Source organism: Streptomyces sp. iso_384 (assembly GCF_056172905.1).
In genome coordinates this window covers 3683006-3707635 of the sequence record NZ_JBWBTT010000001.1, presented here as the reverse complement: position 1 = coordinate 3707635, position 24630 = coordinate 3683006, and the positions used below count along the sequence as shown (strand labels likewise).

The 24630-nt window shown below is 72.5% G+C and carries 13 protein-coding genes; 4 read left to right on the top strand and 9 right to left on the bottom strand.

The features are described from left to right. Positions 1 to 5 precede the first annotated feature (5 nt). From AC0VY3_RS16495 to AC0VY3_RS16465, 7 genes are all read right to left on the bottom strand, one after another. Positions 6 to 10931: a non-ribosomal peptide synthetase gene (locus AC0VY3_RS16495; RefSeq protein ID WP_475549885.1), complete on the bottom strand. Its 10926-nt coding sequence runs from the start codon at positions 10929 to 10931 to the stop codon at positions 6 to 8. A gap of 57 nt (positions 10932 to 10988) precedes the next feature. After that, complete coding sequence (locus AC0VY3_RS16490; RefSeq protein WP_242740796.1) at positions 10989 to 12776, bottom strand: ABC transporter ATP-binding protein; 1788 nt, start codon at positions 12774 to 12776, stop codon at positions 10989 to 10991. 46 nt (positions 12777 to 12822) lie between these two features. Next, entirely contained in the window at positions 12823 to 13875 is a 1053-nt protein-coding gene (locus AC0VY3_RS16485; protein WP_242740795.1) for an iron-siderophore ABC transporter substrate-binding protein, read from the bottom strand. A gap of 211 nt (positions 13876 to 14086) precedes the next feature. Beyond that, positions 14087 to 14929, bottom strand: coding sequence for an ABC transporter ATP-binding protein (locus tag AC0VY3_RS16480; RefSeq protein ID WP_103512392.1), 843 nt, complete (start codon positions 14927 to 14929; stop codon positions 14087 to 14089). 38 nt (positions 14930 to 14967) lie between these two features. Beyond that, positions 14968 to 16029, bottom strand: a complete 1062-nt coding sequence (locus AC0VY3_RS16475) for a FecCD family ABC transporter permease (protein ID WP_475549884.1) — start codon at positions 16027 to 16029, stop codon at positions 14968 to 14970. Between the two features lie 38 nt (positions 16030 to 16067). Next, the gene (locus tag AC0VY3_RS16470) at positions 16068 to 17126 is read right to left on the bottom strand and encodes a FecCD family ABC transporter permease (protein WP_242740793.1); all 1059 of its coding nucleotides are present in this window, start codon (positions 17124 to 17126) and stop codon (positions 16068 to 16070) included. A gap of 119 nt (positions 17127 to 17245) precedes the next feature. Continuing rightward, a complete protein-coding gene (locus AC0VY3_RS16465; protein WP_103512394.1) occupies positions 17246 to 18592 on the bottom strand; it encodes a lysine N(6)-hydroxylase/L-ornithine N(5)-oxygenase family protein in 1347 nt (448 codons plus the stop codon). Between the two features lie 394 nt (positions 18593 to 18986). On the opposite strand from AC0VY3_RS16465, the gene AC0VY3_RS16460 reads away from it, so the two are divergent. Then, positions 18987 to 20084 (top strand): NAD-dependent epimerase/dehydratase family protein, encoded by a 1098-nt coding sequence (locus tag AC0VY3_RS16460; protein WP_475549883.1) that lies wholly within the window; start codon positions 18987 to 18989, stop codon positions 20082 to 20084. Here AC0VY3_RS16460 and AC0VY3_RS16455 read toward each other — a convergent pair. Then, positions 20065 to 21171, bottom strand: a complete 1107-nt coding sequence (locus AC0VY3_RS16455; RefSeq protein ID WP_103512396.1) for a sensor histidine kinase — start codon at positions 21169 to 21171, stop codon at positions 20065 to 20067. The genes AC0VY3_RS16460 and AC0VY3_RS16455 overlap by 20 nt on opposite strands. Beyond that, entirely contained in the window at positions 21168 to 21941 is a 774-nt protein-coding gene (locus AC0VY3_RS16450; protein ID WP_475549882.1) for a response regulator transcription factor, read from the bottom strand. The genes AC0VY3_RS16455 and AC0VY3_RS16450 overlap by 4 nt, the downstream gene beginning before the upstream one ends. Positions 21942 to 22065: 124 nt before the next feature. Here AC0VY3_RS16450 and AC0VY3_RS16445 point away from each other — a divergent pair, with 124 nt between their 5' ends. From AC0VY3_RS16445 to AC0VY3_RS16435, 3 genes are read left to right on the top strand one after another with little or no spacing between them, the layout of a single operon-like run. Further along, complete coding sequence (locus AC0VY3_RS16445; protein ID WP_103512398.1) at positions 22066 to 22827, top strand: glycosyltransferase family 2 protein; 762 nt, start codon at positions 22066 to 22068, stop codon at positions 22825 to 22827. Next, the gene (locus AC0VY3_RS16440) at positions 22824 to 23480 is read left to right on the top strand and encodes a TIGR04282 family arsenosugar biosynthesis glycosyltransferase (RefSeq protein WP_103512399.1); all 657 of its coding nucleotides are present in this window, start codon (positions 22824 to 22826) and stop codon (positions 23478 to 23480) included. The genes AC0VY3_RS16445 and AC0VY3_RS16440 overlap by 4 nt, the downstream gene beginning before the upstream one ends. Continuing rightward, positions 23477 to 24388: a class I SAM-dependent methyltransferase gene (locus tag AC0VY3_RS16435; protein ID WP_242740787.1), complete on the top strand. Its 912-nt coding sequence runs from the start codon at positions 23477 to 23479 to the stop codon at positions 24386 to 24388. Before AC0VY3_RS16440 ends, AC0VY3_RS16435 begins: the two co-directional genes overlap by 4 nt. Positions 24389 to 24630: the final 242 nt, after the last annotated feature.

The window sequence follows — 24630 nt, the reverse complement described above, 5'->3', positions numbered from 1 at the left end:
CAGGGTCAGGAGTTCTCATCGAGGTGGCGGGCAATCGCTTCGGGAGTGCGCAGGGTGAACAGGTCGCGGATGGTGATGACAGGACCGTACTCGCGGCGGAGCAGTCCGATCAGCCGCACCGCCAGCATGGAGTGCCCGCCGAGGAACACGAAGTCGCTGACCGCGCTGACCTCGTCGTCGTCGAGGTCGAGCGCCTCGGCGAAGAACTCGCAGACCACGGTCTCGGTCTCGGTCTCCGGGCCACGCTCGCCCGCCGTGGTCAGGGCGCCGAGCGGCCTGGCCTCGGGCAGCGCCTTGGTGTCGGCCTTCCCGTTCACGGTCAGCGGGATGCTGTCGACCTGGGCGAAGTGCGTCGGGCGCAGGAAGTCCGGCAGCCCGGCGCCCACCTCTCCGGCGACCTGGGCGAGGTCGGCGGAGCCCGCCAGGACGAGATAGGCGGCCAGCCGGTACGCGCCGTCGACGCCCGGGTCGGGCTGGGCGACGGCGGCGACGAAGCGGACCGCCGGGTGGGCCGCGAACACGGCCTCGACCTCGCCGAGTTCGACCCGGTGGCCACGGATCTTGACCTGTTGGTCGGTGCGGCCCAGGTAGGCGATGTTCCCGTCGGGCCGGCGGATCACCAGGTCGCCGGTGCGGTACATGCGCTCCCCGGGTGAGCCGAACGGGCAGGCCACGAAGCGGTGCGCGGTCTGGGCGCTGCGGCCCAGGTAGCCGCGGGCGATGCCGACGCCCGCCACGTACAGCTCGCCGGGCACGCCGTCGGGCAGCGGTCGCAGCCACGGGTCCAGGACGTACACCTCGGTGTTGTCGATGGCCACGCCGACCACCGGGTCCTGGCACTCGAAGGTGCCGACGCCGAGGGTGTTGATGGTGTACTCGGTGGGCCCGTAGAGGTTGTAGCCGACGGTGCCCTCGGTCTCGGCGAGCCGCTGCCACAGGGCCGGGGTGACGGCCTCGCCGCCCAGCAGCACGAGCGCGGGCCGCCGCTCCGGGTCCTCCAGGAGCCCTTCGGCCACCAACTGCTGGGCGTAGGTGGGTGTCACGTTGACGACGTCGATGCCGTGCTCGACGCAGTACTCCACCAGCCGGGGCGCGTCACGGCGCAACTCCTCGTCGCAGATGTGGACTTCGTGGCCGTCGGCGAGCCACAGCAGCTCCTCCCACGACATGTCGAACGCGAAGGACACGGTGTGCGCGATCCGGAAGATCCGGTGGTCGTGCTCGGCGAGGACCGGCTCGAAGATGCGGCGCTGATGGTTGATCAGCATATTGGTGAGCCCCGCGTACTCGGTCACCACGCCCTTCGGCTTTCCGGTCGATCCGGAGGTGTAGATGGTGTACGCGGGGTGGCGCAGCCGGTCCGGGTCGTCCGGTGCGAAGGTCGTGTACGGCTCCGCCGCGGGCAACGGGCTGTCCAGCTCGATGAGTTCGCCGGTCAGCCGGGGTGACACCGCGCTCACGGTGAGGATCACCTCGGGCCGGGCGTCCTCGACGATCGCCGCGATCCGCTCGTCCGGGTGGTCCAACTCCAGCGGTACATAGGCGGCTCCTACGCGCAGCACCGCGAACAGCGCGGCGATCCAGTCGAGGGAGCGCGGGATCGCCAGGCCCACGGTGGTCTCGGGGCCGATGCCCCGCCGGGCGAGGACGCCCGCCACGGCCCGGCTGCGGTCGCGGAGCTCGGCGAAGGTCATGGTCGTACCGTCGGCGACGAGCGCGACCCGCTCCGGATCGCGGTCGGCCGCGAGGTCGAAGCGGTCCACCACGGTGTCGGTGCCGACCTCGGTGCGCACGGCGGGCCCGGGGTCCGGTGCCAGGCCGCGCAACGCGCCCAGCGGGCCGGTCGCCCGCGCCAGATCCTCCAGGACGCGCAGATAGTCGTCGAGGAGCGCGCGGGCGCTGTCGGGGTCGCCGTGGCGGTGCTCCAGCTTGACCGTGAGCCGGTCGCCGGGCGTGACGACCCAGGTGTAGGGGTAGTGGGTGGAGTCGTCGGCCTGCACGGAGGCGATGCCGTGGCGGGCGTTCATCTCGGCGAACGCGTCCAGGTCCAGGAAGTTCTGCAGCACGAACAGGTTGTCGAACAGGGTGTCGTGCCCGCCGGCCCGCTGGATCTCACCCAGCCCCAGGTGCTCGTGGTCCATCGCCGCCACCCGCGCCGCCTGTACGGAGGACAGATATGTGTCGACCGAGTCATCGGGCCGGGCCCGTGTCCACAGCGGCACGGTGTTGAGCAGGACGCCGACGATGTCGCCGTGCCCTTCGCCCTCGCGGCCCGAGACGGTGACGCCGAACACGGCGTCGGCGCGGCCGGTACGGGCCCCGAGGAGGAGGCCGAAGGCGCCGGTCAGGACCGAGTTCAGGGTGACGCCCCGGTCCCGGGCGGTGTCGCGCAGCAGCTGGGACAGCTCGGCGGACAGGGTGCGCACAAGCGGCTGGGGCAGTTCCCCGGAGAGGGCCGGGGCCACTCCGGCGAGCAGCGTCGGCCCCGGCAGTCCGGCCAGGTGGTCCACCCAGAAGCGTTCCGCTACGGCGGGGTTCTTGGCGGCGAGCGTCCGGGCGTACTCCTCGAAGCTCGGCACGGCCGGGGTCGCGTCCCACGGCTCGCCCGCGACGACGGCCTCGTACGCGTCGAACAGGTCGCGCAGCAGGATCTCGCGGGACCAGCCGTCCCACAGCAGCAGGTGGTAGCTGAGCAGCAGGCCGTCGCGGCCGCCGGGCCGCCGGACCACGGTCAGCCGGACGAGCGGCGGCTCCCCGGGGTCGAAGCCGCGCTCGCGGTCCCGGGTGCGCAGGGCCTCGGTGTCGGCGTCGGTCGCCAGGTCGACGGTGTGGACGGGAACCCGGCGGCCCGCCTTGAGGACCTGGACCGGGTTTCCGTCGTCGTCGGTGGTGAAGCGGGCGCCGACGACGGGGTGGCGGGCGATCACGTACGCCATCGCCTCGGCCAGCGCGTCGGTGTCCAGGCGCCGGTCGAAGGTGAACCAGCTCTGCGCGACATAGTGCCCGGCCGTGCTCGCCGTACCGGAGCCGGCGCCGGCTCCGGCCATGTGGGCCTGGAAGAAGAGGCCGCGCTGGAGCGGGGTGACCGGGGCCGTGCGCTCGGCCGTCGCGGACGCGTCGCCGATCCGTTCCAGGGCGGCCAGCCAGTGTTCGGTGATCGAGTCGGGTACGCCGTCGGCGAGGGTGAAGGCCGCGTGGAGGGAGCCGGTGGCCTCGTCGGTCCAGGCGTTGACCTCGACGGCGTACGGGCTGTTGTGCTGGTCGCCGCCGGAGATGCGCAGGACATCCGACTCGCCGCCCCGGCCCAGATAGTTGAAGAGGACCTGAGGCCGGGCGGTCAGCAGGGGGGCCGTCTGCGGGTTGAGGTACCTGAGCCGGCCGTAGGCGACGTGCCCGTCCTCGTCCGGCTGCCGTTCGGCGGTCTCGCGCGCCGCGGCGACGGGGTCGGTGTGGGCGGTGAGGCGTACGGGGGCGATGGAGGTGAACCAGCCGACGGTACGGGAGTAGTCGTGGTCGGCGCGGACCGGGACCCGGCCGTGCCGCTCCAGGTCGACGGCGAGGTCGGTGGGCGCGGACTGGATGCGGGTCAGCGCGGTGCGCAGGGCTCCGCACAGCAGCTCGGTGAGGCCGATGCCGAGTGCTCCGGGCGCGCTGCGCGTCACCCGGTCGCTCGCCCCGGGCGGCAGGACCACCGTCCGCTCGCGCAGGCCCTGGACCGCGGGCAGCAGGGGCGGGGCCTGAAGGGTGGTGAGCCAGTGGGTGAGGCCCTCGGCCGATTCGGCGGAACGTACGGCCAGCGCTTCGGCGTAGGCGGCGTAGGAGGTGGTGGGCGGCGGCAGGGCGGCGCCGCTCAGGGCGGTGGTCAGGTCGTCGAGGATGACAAGCCAGGACACCGCGTCCACGGCGAGGTGGTGGGCGGTGACGACCAGGGTGCGGGTCGCCGCGAGCCAGGAGAACGCGATGACGTCTCCGGCCTCAGGATCGAGCCGTCCGGCGGCCTCGTCGGCGGCGGCCGTCGCGTCGGCGGTGCTCTCCGGTACGACGGCCACGAAGGCGGCCTCGCGGGCGGGCTCCGTGCGCAGGGCCCACACGCCGTGCTCGATGTGCAGCCGCAGCCGCAGGGCCGGGTGGGCGGCCACGACGGCGGTCGCGGCGCGCCGGATGTCGGCGAGGCCGGTGCCCTCGGCGACGGGCACCGCCCTGGCCTGGGCGAACCGGTCGAGCGAGCCGCCCAGTCGGCGTTGGCGCAGGATGATCGGTGTGAGCGGCAGGGGCCCGTCCTCACGGCGGGAGGGCGTTGTCGGCGCGGGTGCCGGGGTGTGAGTCGCGAGGTGGCCGGCGAGGGCCCGCGGTGTCTTGAACAGGAACACGTCGCGGGGCGCGATCGACAGGCCGAGCGCCCGGGCCCGGTTGATCACGGTGATGGCGACGATGCTGTCGCCCCCGGCGCCGAAGAAGTCGGTGTCGGCGTCCACGGCCGCACCGGGCAGGCTCTCGGCGAAGATGCCGGTCAGGGCGGTGAGGGCTTCGGTCGCGGTCGCGGACTCCTGGCTGTCCGGCTGTGCGGCCCGCTCGGTGAGCGCCTTGCGGTCCAGCTTGCCGTTGACCGTCAGCGGCAGCGCGTCGAGCGGCAGCACCCGGCCCGGCACCATGTGCCCGGGGAGCCTGGCGGCGAGCAGGGCGGTGAGATCGGCGGGCGGCTCCCCGACGACATGGGCGACGAGGTGGTCGCCGCTGTCCGCCACGGTGACGGCCACATCGACGACGCCGTCCACCTCCCGTACGGCGTTCTCGACTTCGCCGAGCTCGATACGGAATCCGTTGAGCTGCACCTGGTCGTCGGCGCGGCCCGCGAACTCCAGCTCGCCGTCGAGGGTCCGGCGAGCGAGGTCGCCCGTGTGGTACATGCGGGAGCCGTCGGCCGCGAACGGGTCCGCCACGAACCGTCCGGCGGTGAGCCCGGGGCGGCCCAGGTAACCGAGGGACAGCTGGTCGCCCGCGACGTAGATGGCGCCCACCCGGCCCGGCGGCACCGGTCGCAGCCGGTCGTCGAGGAGATAGGTGGTCAGGCCGGGGATCGGCCCGCCGATGGGGCTGACGTCGTCGCCCCGGGCGAAGTCCTCGTCGTTCAGGACCCGGTGGGTGACGTGGACGGTGGTCTCGGTGATGCCGTACATGTTGACCAGCCGGGGCGTTGCGGTGCCGTGCCGCCCGGCCCAGCCGCGCAGCCGCCCGAGGTCGAGCGCCTCGCCGCCGAAGATGACGCGGCGCAGCGCACCGGCCGGTTCGCCGGAGCGCAGGTCGGCCTCGATGAACCGGTAGAAGGCGGACGGGGTCTGGTTGAGGACGGTGACGCCGCGTTCCCGGACCAGCCGGTGGAAGTCGACCGGCGAGCGGGTCAGTCCGTACTCCGGCACGAGCAGTTCGCCGCCGTGCGCGAGTGCGCCCCACAGCTCCCAGACGGCGAAGTCGAAGGAGAAGGAGTGGAACTGGACCCAGACGTCGTCGGGGCCGAAGTCCATGTCGGGCCGGGTGTTGGCGAGGAGGGTGGAGACGGCGGAGTGGGGGACGACGACGCCCTTGGGCCGGCCGGTCGAGCCGGAGGTGTAGATGATGTACGCCGGGTCGCCGGGGCGGACCTCGGGGACGGTGGTGTCCAGCGGGTGGTCGTCGCCCTGGACCAGGACCCGGGCGCTCACGCCCGCGCGGTCCAGCAGCCGGGTGAAGCGGTCCTGCTGTTCGCGGTCGACGAGGACGACCTGCGGGGCGGCGTCGGCGAGGATGTACTCCAGTCGTTCGTCCGGATACGCCAGGTCCAGCGGGACGTACGCGCCTCCGGCGGTGACGACGGCGACGAGGGCGACGACCTGTTCCAGGGAGCGCGGTACGGCGACGGCGACCCGCTGTCCGGGCCCGACCCCGGCGGCACGGAGGGCGACGGCCAACTCCGTCTTCGCGTACGAGAGTTCGCCGTACGTGAGGGAGCGGGTGCCGCCGTCCAGGGCGCACTGGGTGACGGCGGTCGCCGCGGGGTCGCGGTGCGCGGCGGTGTCGAACAGCTCGCCCAGGGTCGACGGGGCCTCCTGTGCGGGGGCCCGGCCGGTCGCGGGGGCCAGGGTGTCGACCGGGGCGTCCGGTCGGCCGAGCAGGTCGGCGAGGCTCCGGGTGAAGGTGTGCAGGATCGCCTCGGCGCCGCCGGGGCGCAGGAGTTCCCCGTCGTAGATCAGGTTGAAGCGCGGGCGGCCCTCCGGCGTGCGTTCGACCACGAGCGTCAACGGGTAGTGCGGGGCGCCCTCGTTGACGATGTCGGTGATGACGAGGGTGTCGTCCGGGCGGCGCAGGGCGTCCACGTCGGTGGCGACGTCGAACACCACCAGGGTGTCGAAGAGGGGCCCCGGGCCGCTCCGGCGGCCGATCCGGGCCAGTGAGACGTGCTGGTGCGGCAGCACCGCGCCCTGGTGCCGCTTCACGGCGTCGAGCAGCTCGCTCGCGGTCCCGTCCGGGGTCCAACGGGCGCGCACCGGAATGGTGTTGATGAAGAGGCCGACCATGTCACGGATGCCGGGGACGTCGGCGTCGCGGCCGGAGACGGTGGAGCCGAAGACGACGTCCTTGCTGTGCAGGAGGCTGCCCAGGGTCGCCGCCCACGCGCTGTGCACGGCCACGCTCAAGGACACCCCGGCCGAGCGTGCGGCGATGTCGATGTCGTCGGCGGGTTCGACCGCGAGGTCGGCGAACCGTTCGGAGGGGGTGTGGCCCTCGGCGACCAGGGAGGGGCCCGGCAGTCCGGCGAGCTCTTCGTGCCACACCCGGTCGCTCTCGTCCTGGTCGCGTCCGGCGAGCCAGTCCACGTAGTCGCGGTAGCCGCCGGCCGGGTACACCGATCCGGGCGCGTGGTACTCGGCCAGCAGGGTGCGGAGCATCGGCGGCACCGACCAGCCGTCCGCGATGATGTGGTGCACGGTCTGCACCAGGACGGTGCGTCCTGCGTCGGCGCGGATGAGCGTGTAGCGCATCAGGGGCCCGGTGGCGAGGTCGAATCCGGCCCGGCGGTCCCGCTCGGCGAGGTCGCGGATCTCCTGGTCGGTGCGGGCGGGTCCGTCCAGCACGGTGAAGGGCGCGCTCCTGCCGCTCTCGACGACGGAGACGACCCGCCCGTCCGCGAGGGCCGTGAAGCGGGCGGCCAGATTGGGGTAGAGCGTGAGCAGCCGGGTGGCCGCCGTGGCCAGCCGGTCGGCGTCCACCTCGCCTTCCAGCGTGAGCAGTTGCTGCTCGACGTAGCTGCCCGTGGCATCGTCGTCGAAGACGGAGTGGAAGTAGAGGCCCTCCTGGAGCGGGGTCAGCGGCAGGACGTCGTGCAGGTCCTGGCCGCCCAGGGCGTCCACGTCGGCCTGGGTCAGCGGCACCAGCGGGAAGTCACTGGGTGTGTGGCCGCCCTCTTCGAGCGCCGCGAGTGCGGTGAGGGCGGAACGGAAGTGGTCGCCGATGGCGGTGATGTCCGGGTCGGTGAACACCCCGTCGGGCCAGGAGATGGTGGTGACCAGCTCATAGGCGCCGCTCGCGTCGGGTTCGGCGATGGCGTTGAACTCCAGGGCGCGTGGCAGCCGCATCAGGGGGTCGCGCTTCTCCCCCAGCTGTCCGGTCGTGCCCGCGAGTTGCCAGCTCTCCGTGCCGCCCGCGTCGAACCGGCCCAGGTAGTTGAAGAGCACCTGCGGGGCGGGGCCGGTCGGCACGTCGCCGGCGAGGTGGCGCAGGACGCCGTAGGAGAGACCATTGCCCGGCGTGCGGGCGAGGTCCTCCTTGACCGCCTTGAGGGCGGCGGCGAGGTAGGCGGGAGCGGTGAGGTCGGTGGCCGTGCCGGGGTCCACGGTGACCGGGAAGAGGGTGGTGAACCAGCCGACGGTGCGCGACAGTTCGGGTTCGAATCCGGCCGCGTCCGCGACGAAGCGGGCCTCGCGGCCGTGCCCTTCCAGCTCGATGTGGGCGAACGTCTGATCCTGCCCCCGGTCGCGGCGCCAGCGGGCGAGGGCGACGGCGAGTGCGGTCAGCAGGACGTCGTTGACGCCCGCGTGGAACTTCGCGGGAATGTCGCCGAGCAGCGCTGCCGTGACCTCGGCTCCGACGGAGACGGTGCGGGTCCGCTCCTGTTCCACGGTGTCGGCCGCGGTGAGGGCGCGCCTGCCGATCGGTGCGTCGGCGGCGGGCAGCGGCCTCGCGTAGTGGGTCCGGTCCGCGGTGAACGGCGTGCGGCTCAGCAGTTGGGTCCAGCGCCGGAACGAGGTTCCCACCGGGGGCAGTTCGACGGGGGCGCCCGAGGAGTGCTGCCGCCATGCGGTGGCGAGATCGTCCATCAGGATCCGCCAGGACACGCCGTCGGTCACCACATGGTGGGCGACCAGGACCAGCTGCCGTGCCTCGCGGCGCCAGACGGCCCGCAGCATGACGCCGTTGTCCGGGTCGAGCAGTTCGGTCGCGAGGGAGACGCATTCGGCCACGGGGGCGTCGCTCCGCTCCCAGCAGGAGGCGGTCTGCCCGGCGGGCGGGATGTCGAAGCCCCAGCGCTCGCCGCGTACCAGCTTGGCGCGGAGCATGTCGTGCCGGTCGAGCACGGCGGCGAGGATCTCGTCGAGGGCCTCGGCGGTCAGCTCCGCCGGGGTGTTGAGGACGACCGACTGGACGAAGCCGTCGATCGCGTCCGTGGTCTCGCCGAGCCACTGCACGATGGGCGACCCCACGACGGTGCCGGTGCCGACGTCGCCGTGGTCGACGGCGGCGGCGGACTCCCGGCTCGCCACCGCCGCCAGCGCCCCGACGACGGTGTGGGTGAAGATCTGGCGTGCGCTCACATGGAGGCCGACCTCGCGCAGGGCGCTGAGCAGGGAGATCGCCAGGATGCTGTCCCCGCCGAGCTGGAAGAAGTCCTGGTCCACGCCGACGTCGTCCACTCGGAGCACCGCCGCGACGGCCTCGCACACCAGGCGCTCGTTCTCGGTGGCGGGCGCCACGAGGGCTGCGGCGCCCACGGAAGGTTCCGGCAGGGCGTTCCGGTCGATCTTGCCGTTCGCGGTGAGCGGGAACCTCGTCAGCACGACCAGGTGGGCGGGCACCATGTACTCGACCATGTGGGTGGCGGCCCAGGCCTTGACCGCGTCCGCGCTCAGATCCCCGTGGCCGGCGGACGGGATGACGTAACCGACCAGGTAGGTGCCGCCCGCGGTGTTCTTCTTCGCGACGACGCAGGTGTGCCGTACGCCGGGGTGTTCGGCGAGAGAGGCCTCGACGTCCTCGATCTCCAGCCGCATGCCGCGGATCTTGATCTGGTTGTCGGCGCGGCCGAGGAAGTCCAGCGATCCGTCCGGGGCGTACCGGGCCAGGTCGCCGGTGCGGTACAGCCGGGAGCCGTCCGTGGCGAAGGGGTTGGCGACGAAGCGGGAGGCGGTGAGGCCGGGTGCTCCCACGTATCCGCGCCCCAGGAGGAGGCCGCCGACGTACAGTTCGCCGCCGACGCCGACCGGCACGGGGCGCAGTTCGTCGTCGAGGACGTAGAGCTGGGTGTTGGGGTTGGCCCTGCCGATGGAGGTCGACAGGCGTGTCGCGGCGCCCCGGTAGATGACGTGGGAGACGCCGATGGTCGTCTCGGCGGGGCCGTAGCCGTGGTAGAGCGGGATGTCGAGGCGGGCGCGGAAGCGCTCGTACAGCTCCGGGGTGAGGACCTCTCCTCCGCACCAGACGTGCCGCAGGCTGTCGAGACGGCCGGAGTCACCTGCGATCTCCAGGAGCACGTCCAGCATGGAGGAGACCAGGTAGGTGAAGGTGACGCGTTGTTCGGCGATGACGCCGAGCAGATGGTGCGGGTCGCGTTCGCCGCCGGGCCGCAGGATCACGAGGCGGCCGCCGGTGACGAGCGGCAGGAAGATCTCGTTGATGGAGATGTCGAAGGAGAGCGGGGCCTTGAAGAGCGACGCGTCGTCGTGGCCGAAGTGGAGGATCTCGCCGGACTGCCACAGCAGGCGCTCGCTGATCGCCTGGTGCCGGATCATGGCGCCCTTGGGCCGCCCGGTCGAGCCGGAGGTGAAGATCACGTAGGCCAGGGCGTCGCCGGGGACGGTCGCGTCGGGCGCGTCCACCGGGTGGGCGGCGTACTTCCAGTCGCCGAGGTCGACGGCGACGGCGTCCGGTTCCCCGGCGCCGGCCTTGCCGGTGGAGTTGAGCTGCAGTACGACCCGGGCGTCCTCGGCGACGACGGCCCGGCGGGCGGCCGGCCACTGGGGGTCGAGGGGGACGAAGGCGCCCCTGGCGCGGAGCACGGCGAGCAGGGCGACGACCATCTCGGCGGAACGGCCGAGCGAGATGCCGACGATCTGTTCGGGTTCGAGGCCGCGTTCCAACAGATGGTGAGCCAACTGTGCCGACAATGCGTCTACTTGACGATACGTCAGTGGACGGTGCGGGTCGACGATCGCGACGGCTTCCGGCCGCAGGCGCGCCTGCTCGTGGAACAGCTCCATGATGGTCGGGCGGTCCCGGTCGGCCCGGGTGTCGTTCCACCGGGCCAGCTCCGCGGTCCTCGCCCGGGGACCGGAAGGGCCTATGGTGCCGACGGGCCGGTCCGGGAAGTCGGCCAGGTCGTCCAGTGCCTGCTGGGCGTCGGCGGGGTCGACGCCGGGCGGCACGGTGATCCGGAGACGCTCCACGTCGGTCTCCCACCCTCCGGCCGCGCCGGCGCCGTTGTCGACCCACGCGAGGAGGTCGGGGAAGGGGGTGGCGGGGGTGAGGTGGAGGCAGGCCGGTCCGGTGCCGGTCGCCCAGTACGCGAGCCCGACGGCGCACGCCTCGACCAGGGTCCGGTCGCTGTGGTCGCCGGTCCGCCGGCGCAGCGCGGCCAGTCGGGTGGGTGACAGCAGTACGCGAGAAACGCTGGGTTCCGCCATCGACGTCTCAGCATCCTTCCGAGGTATGCGAGTTGACCTGACCTAGACCCGGTGTGTCTAACTTCCTTCTCGCCACGCACGCCACAGCCGGGCGTACCGGCCGCCCAGCTCCACCAGCTCGCCGTGCGTTCCTTCCTCCACCACGCGCCCCTCGTCCAGCACGGCGATCCGGTCCGCGCTCATCGCCTGGGTCAGGCGGTGGGCCACGAACAGGGTGGTCCGGCCGGAGCAGGCGGCCAGCACGGCGCGTTCGAGCTCGGCGGCGCCCTCGCTGCCCGCCTCCGCGGTCGACTCGTCGAGCACGACCACCGGTGACCGGCCGAGCATCAGCCGGGCCAGGGCGATCTGGGCGACCTTGGTGACGTCCAGGCGTTCACCGCCCTCGCCGACCATCGCGTGCAGCCCGTCGGGGAGCAGTTCGGCCCACTCTCCGGCGCCGACCGTACGCAGCGCGTCCAGCAGTTCTTCGTCGCTCGCGTCGGGGGCGGCGAGCCGCAGGTCGTCGGCGAGCGGGCCGGAGAAGACATGGGTCTCCTGGGTCAGGATGCTCACCAGGGCGCGCGCCCCGGCCTCGTCCATGTCCGCGAGGTCGTGCGACCCGATGCGCACCGACCCGGCCTGCGGCCTTCCGATGCCGGCGATGAGCGCGGCCAGGGTCGACTTGCCGGCGCCCGTCGCCCCGACCAGGGCGAGCGATCCGCCGGCCGGGATGGACAGGGACACCTCCCGCAGCACCGGCTCCTCGGACCCGGGGTAGCTGAAGGTCAGCCCCTCCACCGTGACCGGGTACGGCGCGACGTCGGCGGGCAGGACGGAGCCGTCGCCCACCAGCCGCTCCTCGGAGGGCTCGTGGAACACACCGACCAGGCGGGTGAGGCTCGCGCCGGACTTCTGCGCCTCGTCGAAGGTGAACATGATCGCGCCGAGCGGGGTGAACAGGCGGTGGAACATCAGCGGGGCCGCCGACACCTCGCCCAGGGTGGCGGCGTCCGCCTCCAGAAGGGCGTATCCGACGACCAGGATCAGGACCAGCCCGATGAACTCGGCCCGGTTCTCCCGGCCGACGAACCGTCCGAAGAAGCGGAACACCTCGATGCCGAGATTGCGCACCCGCCACGACTCGGCCGTGACCTTCTCGCGCACGCCGCCCTCCAGGCGGTACGCCCGGACCGTGTCGATCCCGTTGAGTCCGCTGATCAGGGCCTGGGCGCGGTCGGCCTGGGCCACCCGCTGCCTGCGGTAGAGGGGCGCCGAGCGGGGCAGGTACCAGCGCAGCGCCAGCGCGTACGCGGGCAGGGCGCAGGCTCCGGCCAGACCGAGGCGCCAGTCGAGTCCGAACATGCCGATCGTCGCGATGACGACGAGGACGCCCGCCGAGAACACGGTGGGGATGGCCGTCCGGATGCCCTTGGAGATCACGGCCACGTCGTCGCCGACCCGGGAGAGCACGTCCCCCCGGCCGACCTCCTCGACGCGTGCGCTGGGCATCCCCAGCACCGCGCGGACGGCTTCCTCGCGGAGCCGGGCGAGGAGTTCGGCCCCGAGCTTCCCGATCAGGAAGGTGGAGGCGGCGGTGGCTGCCGCGCCGAACAGCGCGGCAGCCACCATCAGCACCCCGACCGTGAGCAGTATCGAGCGTGGTTCACCACCGACCACCCCGTCGACGACCCGGCCGAGCAGCAGCACCGGGACCACCTGAAGCGCGGCCCCGGCCACCGTGGTGAGGACGGTGGAGAGCGTCAGCCACGGGGTCTGCCGGCAGTGCTCGGCCACCCAGCGGGTGGCCTCGCGTCCGGTAGCCGTACGCAGGGTCGTCGGGACGACGGGGGTGTCGGTGACAGTCACACGGATACCGAATCTCGCCGGGGAGCGGGGTGGCGGGTCGTCATCTCTACTCGACCGACTCGACGAGCTCGTCGATCGCGTACGGGAGGGAGAGCAGGGTGCCCTGGGACATCGCGGCGCCGACCGCCGGGCCCTCGCTGTCCAGCAGGTAGGAGACCTTGCCGTTCTTGACGGCGGGGAGGTTGTTGAACAGCTCGAACTTCTTGAGCGCGTCCGTGTCGGCCTGGTCGTTGACGACGAAGATGCGGTCGACGTCGATCAGGTCGATGCGCTCGGGCGAGAGCTCGGCGGAGAAGCCGCCGTCCGCGACCTTGTCGATCTCGGTCTGGTAGGTGAATCCGGTGCCCGTGACGAGGCGGCCTCGTACGTCGGTGGAGGTGAACGCCGAGATGGAGTCCTTGTACCAGGACAGCGCGACGGCCTTCTGCCCGCCGAATTCGGGGTGGGCCTTCTTGGCGGCGTCCAGCTTGGCCTGGATGCCCTTGACCAGTTCGGCGCCTTCCTTCTCCTTGCCGAGCGCCTTGGCGATGTGCACCGCGTTGTCCTGCCACGGGGCGCTGAAGAGTTCCTTCTCGGCCTTGGTGCGGCCGACGGTCGGGGCGATCTTGGACAGCTTCTCGTAGGCCGCCTTGTCGACCTCGGAGTAGACCGCGATGATCAGGTCCGGGCGCAGCGAGGCGATCTTCTCGAAGTTGGGGCCGGCGTCGCCGTTCTTCATGACGACGTCGGGGCGGGCGTCGCCCCACTTGTCCTTCACCCAGGGCCACTGCGTGTTGATGTCGGGCGACTGGCCGGCCGGGTTCGGGTACTGGTCGACCATGCCGACCGGCTTGATGCCGAACGCCAGGACGGCCTGGTCGTCGGTGTAGCCGACGGTGACGACCCGCTTGGGGGCCTTGGCGACCTCGGTGGAACCGAACGCGTGCTCCACGGTGACCGGGAACGCGCCCTCGGCCGCGGCCGGGGCGTCGTCCTTCTTCTTGTCGTCCGCCGAGTCGCTGCCGCATCCCGCGAGGAGACCGACGCCGAGGGTGGCGGCGGACAGGACCGCGGCCAGCCGCTGCCACGGCTTCACCAGCGTCGTTCTATGGAGAGACATCCGGAATCCCTTGCTTTCGCGCTGTCCACTGCGCCCCGGTATGAGGGCAGCCAGACTGTACCCCGAGCAAGTGAGGTCAGCCTAGCCTAACCAATGAACCTTCCACTGGCCACGACGAGTTGAGCGGCATCGTGGCGCCACGGGGCCGTCGCCTGCACATGACGTACCGTCAACGACGTTCCTGACGTACGGTGTCGGCGGCCGCGGGGCTCTACGGTTCGAGCCGGACGTGCGCTCTGCCGATCGGCACGATGAGCGGCCGGTCGCCCACCGGGTCCTCGATCACCTTGGCCTGCAGCCCGAACGCCTCGTCCAGCAGCTCGGCGGTGATCACGTCCCGGGGATGGCCCTGCGCCAGGATGGCCCCGTCCCGCATGACCACGAGGTTGTCGCTGTAGCGCGTGGCCAGGTTGAGGTCGTGCAGCACCATGACGACGGTGCAGCCCGACTCGTGCAGATCGTCGACGAGGTCGAGTACGTCGATGGCGTGCGCCAGGTCGAGATACGTGGTCGGCTCGTCCAGCAGCAGCAGATCGGTGCCCTGGGCGAGGGTCATCGATATCCACACGCGCTGACGCTGGCCGCCGGACAGCGAGTCGACGGGCCGCTCGGCCAGGTCCGCCACCCCGGTCATGGCCAGCGCGCGCCGCACCACGTCGGCGTCGTCCGAGGACCACTGCCGCAGCCAGCTCTGGTGCGGGTGGCGTCCTCGGGCGACCAGATCGGCGACCGTCAGCCCTTCCGGGGCCACCGGCGCCTGCGGCAGCAGTCCGAGCTTCTTCGCCACGTCCCTGGTGCGGAGCCGGCCGATGTCCTCGCCGTCCAGCACGACGGTGCCGCCGGCCGGTTTGAGGAGCCGGGTCAGGGTGCGCAACAGGGTGGACTTGCCACAGCCGTTGGGGCCGATGATCGTGGTGACCACGCCCGGCGGGATCGCTACGTCGAGCTCGTCGATGACCGGCCGGCCGCCGTACCCGACGGTGATGCCCCTGGCTGCCAGCCGTGCGGCGTCCTTGACTCCCGCATCGGCCTCGGCGGTGAACTGCGCGACCACAAGCCCCCCTTACTGAGGTTCGCCTTACTTCTTACCATTTACCGGAGGTTCGCCCGTACCAACAGGTAGACGAGGAACGGGCCGCCGATCACGGCGGTGACCACACCGACCGGCAGACCGATCGGCAGTGCCGCGCGGGCGACCAGGTCGGAGCCGATCAGCAGCAGCGCGCCCACCAGCCCGGAGGCGATGACCGGCGGCGTCGGCCACCTCGCCAGCCGCATCGCCACCTGGGGCGCCACCAGGGCGACGAACGGGACCGGCCCCGCCGCACTCACCCCCACGGCGGCCAGCAGGACGGCACAGAGCAGCAGGACCGCCCGCACCCGGCCGAACCGTACGCCGAGCCCGGCGGCGACGTCGTCGCCGAGGTGCATCGGCTTGAACTGGAAGGCCACGGCGGCCACGACGGCCAGCAGGACGAGGGTGCACCAGAACGCCACCCGGACCTCGTCCCAGGAGCGGCTGTCCAGCGAGCCGACCAGCCATACCTGGGCGCGCGCCACGTCCCGGATGTCGGCCGACGCCAGCAGCCAGGTCGTGATCGCCTGCGTCATCGCGGTCACCGAGATGCCGATGAGGATGAGCCGGAAGCCGTCGACGCCGCGCCGCCAGGCCAGGAAGTACACCAGCAGCCCGGTGCCGAGGCCGCCCACGAGGGCCGCCGCCGACAGCCCGATCGAGCCGGTGATCGCCGCGGCGGTGCCGCCCGTCGCCGTCACCAGGAACACCGCGACGGCACTGGCTCCGCCGGTGATCCCGAGGATGTCCGGGCTGGCGAGCGGGTTGCGTGCCACGGACTGGGTGATGGCCCCGGACATGCCCAGGGCGGCGCCCACGATGAGACCGGCCAGCGCGCGGGGCATCCGGAGGTCCATGACGACGAACTCGTCGACCTGTTCGCCCTGCCCGAAGATGGTGGCGATGACCCGGGAGAGGCCGATCGGGAAGTCACCGACGCTGATGGAGAGGCAGAAGACCAGGAAGGCCGCCGCCGCGAGCACCAGGGTGACCAGGACGAGCAGGGGCCGCCAGACGAACGACACGCTGCCCAGCCGTACGCCCGGCGCCATCACCGCTTTCGCTTCGGTCCCGCTCATGGGCTCCCGGGCTTCCCTCATGTGCTCGTGAACCTGCCTCATGCCTTCTTGAACTTCCCTCGCCACACCAGGACCGCGAAGAAGGGCGCCCCGAGAAGAGCGACCACGACGCCCGATTCCAGCTCGCCCGGCCGCACGACCAGGCGGCCCACGATGTCGCAGACCAGCAGGACGCAGGAGCCGAGCAGACCCGCGTACGGGACCAGCCAGCGGTAGTCGGGGCCGGTCAGATAGCGGGCCACGTGCGCCACCATGAGCCCGAGGAAGGCGATCGGGCCGCAGGCCGCCGTGGCGGCGCCCGCCAGCAGGGTGACGGCGACGATGCCGAGCGTCCGGCTCGCCGCGATGTTCACTCCGAGCCCGCGCGCCACGTCGTCGCCCAGGTTGAGCAGATTCAGGGCGGGCAGCGTGATCAGGGCCAGGACCAGCCCGACGGCGATGAACCCGGTCACCGGCCGGATGACGTCGAATCCGACACCGGCCACGGAGCCCGCGTTCCAGAACCGCAGTGCGTTCAGCGACTTCTGGTCGGTCAGCGCCACCGCCGTGGTCATCGCCGCGAGGAACACCGTGACGCCCTGCCCGGCCAGGGCCAGGGTCAGCGGATTGCCCGCTCCCCTGCCGATGCTCGCCAGGCCGAAGACGACGACACCGGCGAGGCCCGCGCCCACGAAGGCGAACCAGACGTACTGGAAGGGGTTGGTGAACCCGAACACGGCGATGACCGACACCACGGCGAAGGAGGCTCCGGCGTTCACCCCCAACAGCCCCGTGTCGGCTATGGGGTTGCGGGTGTACCCCTGGATCAGCGCCCCGCCGACCCCCAGGGCCAGGCCCGCCACGACCGCGAGGACCGTCCGGGGCACACGCACGGTCTGCACGATGAGCCGGATCTCGGTGAGCTTCTGGTCCGGGTCGGGGTCCGCGAACAGCCCGTGCCAGACCTCGCCGGGGCTGAGCGCACGCGCCCCGACGGCCAACGACACCGCCGCCGCGACCACCAGCGTCACGGCGAGAACGCCCAGCCCCGCGACCCGCCGTCCGCGGATGTCCGTCGTCCCCCCGGGCGCGGGACGCTCCACTGCAGTCGTGACCATGTCGACGAACGATATCCCTTTGATCAGAACGGTCGCGCCCGGCCCGTCCGGCAGCTCACCGGGCGGGCCGAGCACGGAACTCACGGCGGGTCGACGGGGCTTGTCGCCCCGTACGCCCCTCAGCCGCCGGTGCCCTCGGCGACCGGCCGGGACTCGTCGGAGGTGGACTTGACCCGGCGGTCGAGCAGCGAGTCCAGGATCTCGCCGACCCGTATCGCGGTGTTGGAGAGCAGCGATGTGGTGATGCCGTGGGTGTGTTCCGTACCGCCCTGGAGGTAGATGCCGCAGCGCAGCTCCGGGCCGGTCGAGATCCGGTAGTCGCGCTCCACCCGGACCCGGCCCGCGTCGTCGCGCAGGCAGCGGTCGCCGACCTCGCCGAGGAGTCCGAGCGGGTCGGCGGGGCTGTAGCCGGTGGCGAACACCACGACGTCGGCGTCCAGTTCCGTCTCCTCGTCGGTCACCAGTGATTTCACGGTGGCGCGTACGCCGTCGGGCTTCTCCTCCACTCCGGTGACCCGGGACACGTTGAGGAAGCGCAGCCGTTCGGTGCCGAGGACCTTCTCCCGGTACATCTGCCGGTAGAGGTCGTCGATCAGGTCGATGTCCACCACGGAGTAGTTGGTGTTGCCGTGGTAGGCCATCAGGCGGCTCTTGACCTCCTCGGGGGCGGCGAAGTAGTCGTCGACCGCTTCGGGGTCGAAGATCCGGTTGGCGAAGCTGCTGTCGTCGGCGGGGCTGTAGCCGTAGCGGGAGAAGACCGCGCAGACCTCGGCGTCGGGGAACCTGCGGTGCAGATAGGCGACGTTCTCGGCGGCGCTCTGGCCGGCGCCGACGACGACGAACCGCGAGGGCGAGGTGCCGTCCAGGCCGTCGACCTTCCGCAGCAGGTCGGAGTTGTGCCAGACGCGGTCACCGCGCTCCACGGCCTCGGGCATGACGGGGCGCAGGCCGGTGCCGATGACGAGGTTGCGGGCCCGGTGGACCGCGAGTCCTTCCGCGGACCGGACGGTCACGTCCAGGTGCTCCACGATGCCGTCGTGCAGATACGGGGTGACGGCGACGACTTCGTGGCCGTAGGAGACCAGGTCGTCGACCTTGGCCGCGGCCCATTCGAAGTAGTCGTGGAACTCCACCCGCAGCGGGAAGAGGTTCTTGTGGTTGATGAAGTCGATCAGACGGCCCTGGCTCTGCAGATAGCAGAGGAAGCTGAATTCGCTGGCCGGGTTCCGGAGCGTCACCAGGTCCTTGAGGAAGGACACCTGCATGGTGGCGTCGTCGATGAGCATGCCGCGGTGCCAGCCGAAGCTCGCCTGCTGCTCGAAGAAGTGGGCGGTGACCGAATCCTGCCTGCCGACTTTGCTGTTGTGCTCGCTGATCGCGATCGCCATGGCCACATTGGACGGGCCGAAGCCGATGCCGATGAGGTCGTGGATCAGTGGTGTGTCGCCAGGAAGAACCTGTGACATGTCACTCCCATCATCCGGGAAAGCCGCCTGTCAGGCGTGAGGGGAAGGTTTCGAGAAGTGGGCACGCCGAGGGGGTCACGCACCCGAACTTAGGTGAGCCTAAGCTCATCAACTCGCCTTGTCGATAGGGCACATGTGGAGATAGCACACTGATCTGCTGTCAATTCTGGCTCAAAAAAGGCGGTGTTACCGCCTCGTTCGAGCCCTCGGCGGCTCCTCGCACCACGGCACGACGAACACCCGGAACCGGCCGCCGTGGGAGTACGGCCGAATTTCGCACCGCCGGTCCTCCCCTTCGTACGCCTCGACGCGGCCCCGGACACGTTCTTACGGTCCTGTGACGTGCGCGCGCCGCGCCCGGCGCGAGGAATGGCCGGGCCCTAGCGTGGCGGTCATGCGCGTACTGGTCACCGGCGGAGCCGGGTTCATCGGGTCACATGTCGTCGACGCCCTCCATGCGGCCGGGCACGAGAGCGTGGTGCTGGACGCCCTGCTGCCCTCGGCGCACCGCGGCGCCACACCCCCGGAGCCGCCGGGCGACCGGGTGGTCTTCGGGGACGTCCGGGACCGGGAGGCGGTGGCGGACGCGCTGGCCGGGGTGGACGCCGTCTGTCACCAGGCGGCCATGGTCGGCCTCGGCAAGGACTTCGCGGACGCTCCGCTGTACGTCGGGTGCAACGACCTCGGTACGGCGGTGCTGCTGGCGGAGATGGCGGCGGCCGGGGTGCGGGATCTGGTGCTGGCCGGTTCGATGGTGGTCTACGGCGAGGGCCGCTACGACTGCCCCCGCCACGGCACGGTCCGCCCCGGGCCGCGCGCGGAGGCGGATCTGCGGTCCGGGGACTTCGAGCCGCACTGCCCGGACTGCGGAGCGGAACTGACACCCGGCCTGGTCGCCGAGGACGCGCCCGCGGACCCGCGCAATGTGTACGCGTCGACCAAGCTGGCCCAGGAGCACCTGGCCGCCGCGTGGGCGCGGGCCACGGGCGGCCGGGCGGTGTCCCTGCGCTACCACAACGTGTACGGGCCGGGGATGCCGCGCGACACCCCGTACGCCGGTGTCGCCTCGTTCTTCCGCTCGGCCCTGGCCCGCGGCGAGGCCCCCCGCGTCTACGAGGACGGACACCAGCGGCGCGACTTCGTCCACGTCCACGATGTGGCGGCGGCGAACGCGGTGGCGCTGGCGGCGGTACGGGAGCGGCGGCCCGCTTCCTTCGCCGCGTACAACACCGGCAGCGGCGAGCCGCACACCATCGGCGAGATGGCCGCCGCGCTGGCCGGCGCGCACGGCGGGCCGGGCCCGGTGGTGACCGGGGAGTACCGCCTCGGCGACGTACGCCATGTCACGGCGGACTCGCGGGCGCTGCGCGAGGAGCTGGGCTGGCGGCCCCGGGTCTCCTTCGCCGACGGAATGGCGGACTTCGCGGCGGCCCCGTTGCGCGGCGCGGCGGGCCACCGGGACGAGGGCGCCGTCACGCTGTCGGGAGCGTGACCGAGAAGCAGCAGCCGCCCTGTACGTTGCGGACCTCGGCCCGTCCGGCGTGCGCCTCGACGATGCCGCGCACGATGGCGAGACCGAGGCCCGCCCCGGCCGGCGGGGTACGCGCGTGGCTGCCGCGCCAGCCGGTGTCGAAGACCCGGGGCAGGTCCTCCTCCGGGATGCCGCCGCAGCTGTCGGTCACCGACACGACGACGCCGCCGTCCGACCGGTGCGCCGCGACGGCCACCGTGCCGTCGGGCGGGGTGCGGCGGATGGCGTTGATCAGGAGGTTGCCCAGCACCCGGCTCATCTCCTTGCCGTCGACCTCCACCGGCACTTCGTCCACCCGGTCGCCGACCAGCCGCACCCCGTGCTCACGGGCCAGCGGGTCGGCCCCGGCCAGGGCGTCGCCGACCAGGTCGTGGAGGGAGATCCGGGCCGGCGTCAGGGTGAGCGAACCGGCCTGGATCCGGGAGAGTTCGAAGAGGTCGCCGACCATGGTGTTCATCCGTTCGACCTCGGTCCTCATCTGCCGCAGATAGCGTCCGGAGTCGGCGGCCATGCCGTCCTCCAGCGCCTCGGCCATCGCCCGCAGCCCGGCGAGCGGGGTGCGCAGATCGTGCGAGATCCACGCGACGAGTTCGCGCCGCGAGGCCTCCAGCGCACGTTCCCGCTCCCGTGAGCTGTCCAGTTTGGCGCTGGTGGCGGCCAGTTCGCGGGTGAGCGCGGCCAGCTCGGCGGTCGGCTGCCCGGCGGGCGCGGCGAAGGTACCGCCGTCGCCGAACGACCTTGTCGCAAGCGTCAGTTCACGGCTCCGGTCGGCCACCCAGCGGCCCAGCAGTACGGCGGTGGCCAGCGAGACCAGGGCGGCCATGGCGACGACGGTCGTGACGACGTAGAGATCGTGGGACGACAGGAACATCGCCCAGGCGACGGTCAGCGTCCCGGCGAGCATCGCCGCGACGGCCACCCCGGCGACGACACTCACCGAGACCACCAGCGAACGGTGCCTCAGAAGACGCAGGACACCGGCGCCCAGCAGCCCGGCGGCCGCCGCACCCAGGAAGGCGAAGAGCGCGATGAGCAGGACGTCGGTCACCGCGGCCCGCCCCCGTCGGGCGAGGCGGCCGCGTCCGCGTCCAGGTCCAGCCGGTACCCCACCCCCCACACCGTGCGGATCAGCCGGGGGCGGGCCGGATCCTTCTCCACCTTGCCGCGCAGCCTGCGGATATGGACGGTGACCGTCGACAGATCGCCGAAGTCCCACCCCCAGACCTCTCGCATCAGCTCATCCCGCCCGAACACCTTTCCGGGATGCCGGAGAAGAAAGGCGAGCAGGTCGAACTCCCGCAAGGTCAGGGCGAGTCCCTGCCCTTCACGGTGGGCCTGCCGTGCCGCCGGGTCGAGGGTCAGCCCGCCGCCGGACAGCGGCCCGGCCCCGCCCGCCGGCACGGCGGCCCGGGCGCGGCGCAGCACGGAGTCGACCCGCAGGACCAGTTCGCGTGGGCTGAACGGCTTGGTGACATAGTCGTCGGCGCCGGTCTCCAGGCCGAGGATGCGGTCCTCCTCGTCGCCGCGCGCGGTGAGCATGATGACCGGGACCGGCCCGTGCTCGCGCATCCGGCGGCAGACCTCGAACCCGTCCATGGCGGGGAGCATCAGGTCCAGGACGACGAGGTCGGGCCGGCGTGCCACGAACCGTCCCAGCGCGGCGGGCCCGTCGCCGGCCTGCTCGACGGCGTAACCGGCGCGGTGCAGATAGCCGACGACGACCTCGGCGACGGTCGGGTCGTCGTCCACGACGAGGATCCGGCCGCGCTCCCCCTGGGGGACGGGTTCGGGATGCAGGGCGGGCGGGGTGTTCTCCATGGCCTTCACTCTGACACCCCCGTCTCGGCGCGTCGGTGGCCGACCGCCCCCATCCGGCCGATGTCCATGTTTCGTAAGAACCTCATGCCCTGAATGCCGGACTTGTCTCCGTAGGGTGAGGCGGGTGACCGATTCTTCTGCCGCTCTTCCGTTCCCGCCCGCCCCGCACACCGGTCTGCCGAAGGCCGACATCGTTCTGCCCTGCCTCGACGAGGCGGCCGCCCTGCCCTGGGTGCTCGATCGCATCCCCGACGGCTGGCGCGCGATCGTGGTCGACAACGGCTCGACCGACGGTTCCGCCGACCTCGCCCGTTCCCTCGGTGCGAGCGTCGTCACGGAGGAACGACGGGGGTTCGGCGCGGCCTGCCATGCCGGGCTGCTCGCCGCCGAGGCCGAGTTCGTCTGCTTCTGCGACTGCGACGGCTCGCTGGACCCCATGCTGCTGGCCGGCTTCGTGCGGCGGATCGCGGACGGCGAGTGCGATCTGCTGCTCGGCCGCCGCCGACCGGAGGGCCGGGGCGCCTGGCCGCCGCACGCACGCGCCGGAAATCTGGCGCTGGCCCGGATGCTGCGCCGCCGCACCGGCCTGCGCCTGCACGACCTCGGCCCGCTGCGGGCGGCCCGCCGCGACGACCTGCTCGCCCTGGACCTCACCGACCGGCGCAGCGGCTATCCGCTCCAGATGGTGGTCCGGGCCTCCGACGCCGGGCTGCGGATCGCCGAGAGCGATGTCCCCTACCGGCCGCGCACCGGGAAGTCGAAGGTGACCGGCACCTGGCGCGGGACCTGGCACGCGGTGCGCGACATGCGGGGCGTGCTGCGGGAACCACCGGCGGACCGCACGCCGGACCGGACCGCACGCGCGGGGACGGGGGCCCGCCGATGAGCGCGTACGGGCCCTTGGGGCCGACGGAGTTGCTGGTCATCGCGAAGGAACCGGTGGCCGGACGGGTCAAGACCCGGCTCTGCCCGCCCTTCTCCCCCGCCGAGGCCGCCGAGCTGGCCGCCGCCGCGCTCGCCGACACCCTGGAGACCGTGCTCGCCCTCCCCGCCCGGCGGCGCGTCCTGGTCCTCGACGGGCGGCCGGGCCCCTGGGTGCCTCCGGGGTTCGAGGTGGTGCCGCAGAGCGCGGGCGGTCTCGACGAACGTCTCGCGGCGGCCTTCGGCGGGTCTGCGGGGCCGGCCCTCCTGGTCGGCATGGACACCCCGCAGCTCACGGCCGCGCTGCTCGCCCCCGCTCTCGCCCCGGACGCCTGGGACGGCTGCGGAGCCTGGTTCGGTCCGGCCGAGGACGGCGGCTTCTGGGCCCTGGGCCTGGCGGATCCCGATCCCGCCCTGGTGCGCGGGGTGCCGATGTCGGTACCGGAGACCGGTGCGGTGCAGCGGCACAGGCTGGTGGAGGCGGGGCTCGTCGTACGCGATCTTCCGGTGCTGGTCGATGTGGACACCGTGGCCGACGCCCACCGGGTCGCGTCGGCCGCGCCGGGCAACCGGTTCGCCGCGGCGTTCGGCCGGCTGACCGGGGCGGGGGTGCGATGAGTACGACCGTGCCCTCGTCCGGACGCGCCGCACCGGCCGCCGCCGACCCGGCCGGCTCCTCCGCCTCAGCCGGGGCGCCCGACACGCACGAGGCGGCCGCCGACAGCGCGTACGCCTCCGACACGCCGGCCCGGCGGGGCCCGCTCCGCACCGCCACCTGGGGCGCCGGCCCGTACGCCAACGCCCTGCGCACCGGCCGGGGTCCGCTCTTCCTCCGCCGCAGCGACGGCTGGCTGCTGCCCCTGGACGTGGAGCGCTGGTGCTCCGACGCGGGCTCCGCCGATCTGTCCGCGCTGCACCGGTGCGAGGGGCCGGTGCTGGACATCGGCTGCGGGCCGGGCCGGCTGGTCGCCGAACTGGCCTCGCTCGGACACCGGGCGCTGGGCATCGACGTCAGCGAGGCGGCGGTGGCCCGTACGCGCGGTCTCGGCGGCGCGGCGTTGCTGCGCAGTGTGTTCGACCCGCTGCCCGGTGAGGGCCGTTGGGGCACTCTTCTGCTCCTCGACGGAAACATCGGCATCGGGGGCGACCCGGCCGCGCTGCTGGACCGCGCGGCCGACCTGCTCGGGGCCGGCGGACTGCTGATCGCGGAGACCGCCCCCGTCGACGTGGACGAACGGGTCCGGGTCCGGCTCGACGACGGCCGGGGCGGTCCGGACGGGAGGTCCGTGCCCGTGGCCGCGGGCGACGACGTGGCCGAGCCGTTCCTCTGGGCGCGGATCGGGACGCCGGCCCTGCTGCGGCACGCCCGTGCGGGCGGCTGGCGTACGGCCGATCAGTGGGGCTCGGAGGGACGGACCTTCGTCTCGTTGCGCCGGCCCGAACGGGAGCGGAGCGCCCGGACCAGCAGCCAGAGTGCGGAGAGCGCGAACAGCGCGCCGGTGATCAGCAGCCAGTTGCCGAGGTAGACGTCCGGGGTGGTGCCGGCGGCGGCCTCGTACCGCCGTTCGGTCCGCCGGGCGATCAGCGGGAACCAGATCAGCAGGAGCAGCCCGGAGAGGAACGCCGGCACCCGGACGAAGTTCACCAGGGCCGTCCGGGGGCCGAGCGCGGCGCGCAGGGCCCGGTCCGCCCCGGCGTACACCGGCAGCAGCACCAGGTCGTGCAGAACGGCCGACCCGGCGAACCAGAGCAGCACCCCGACGGTGTC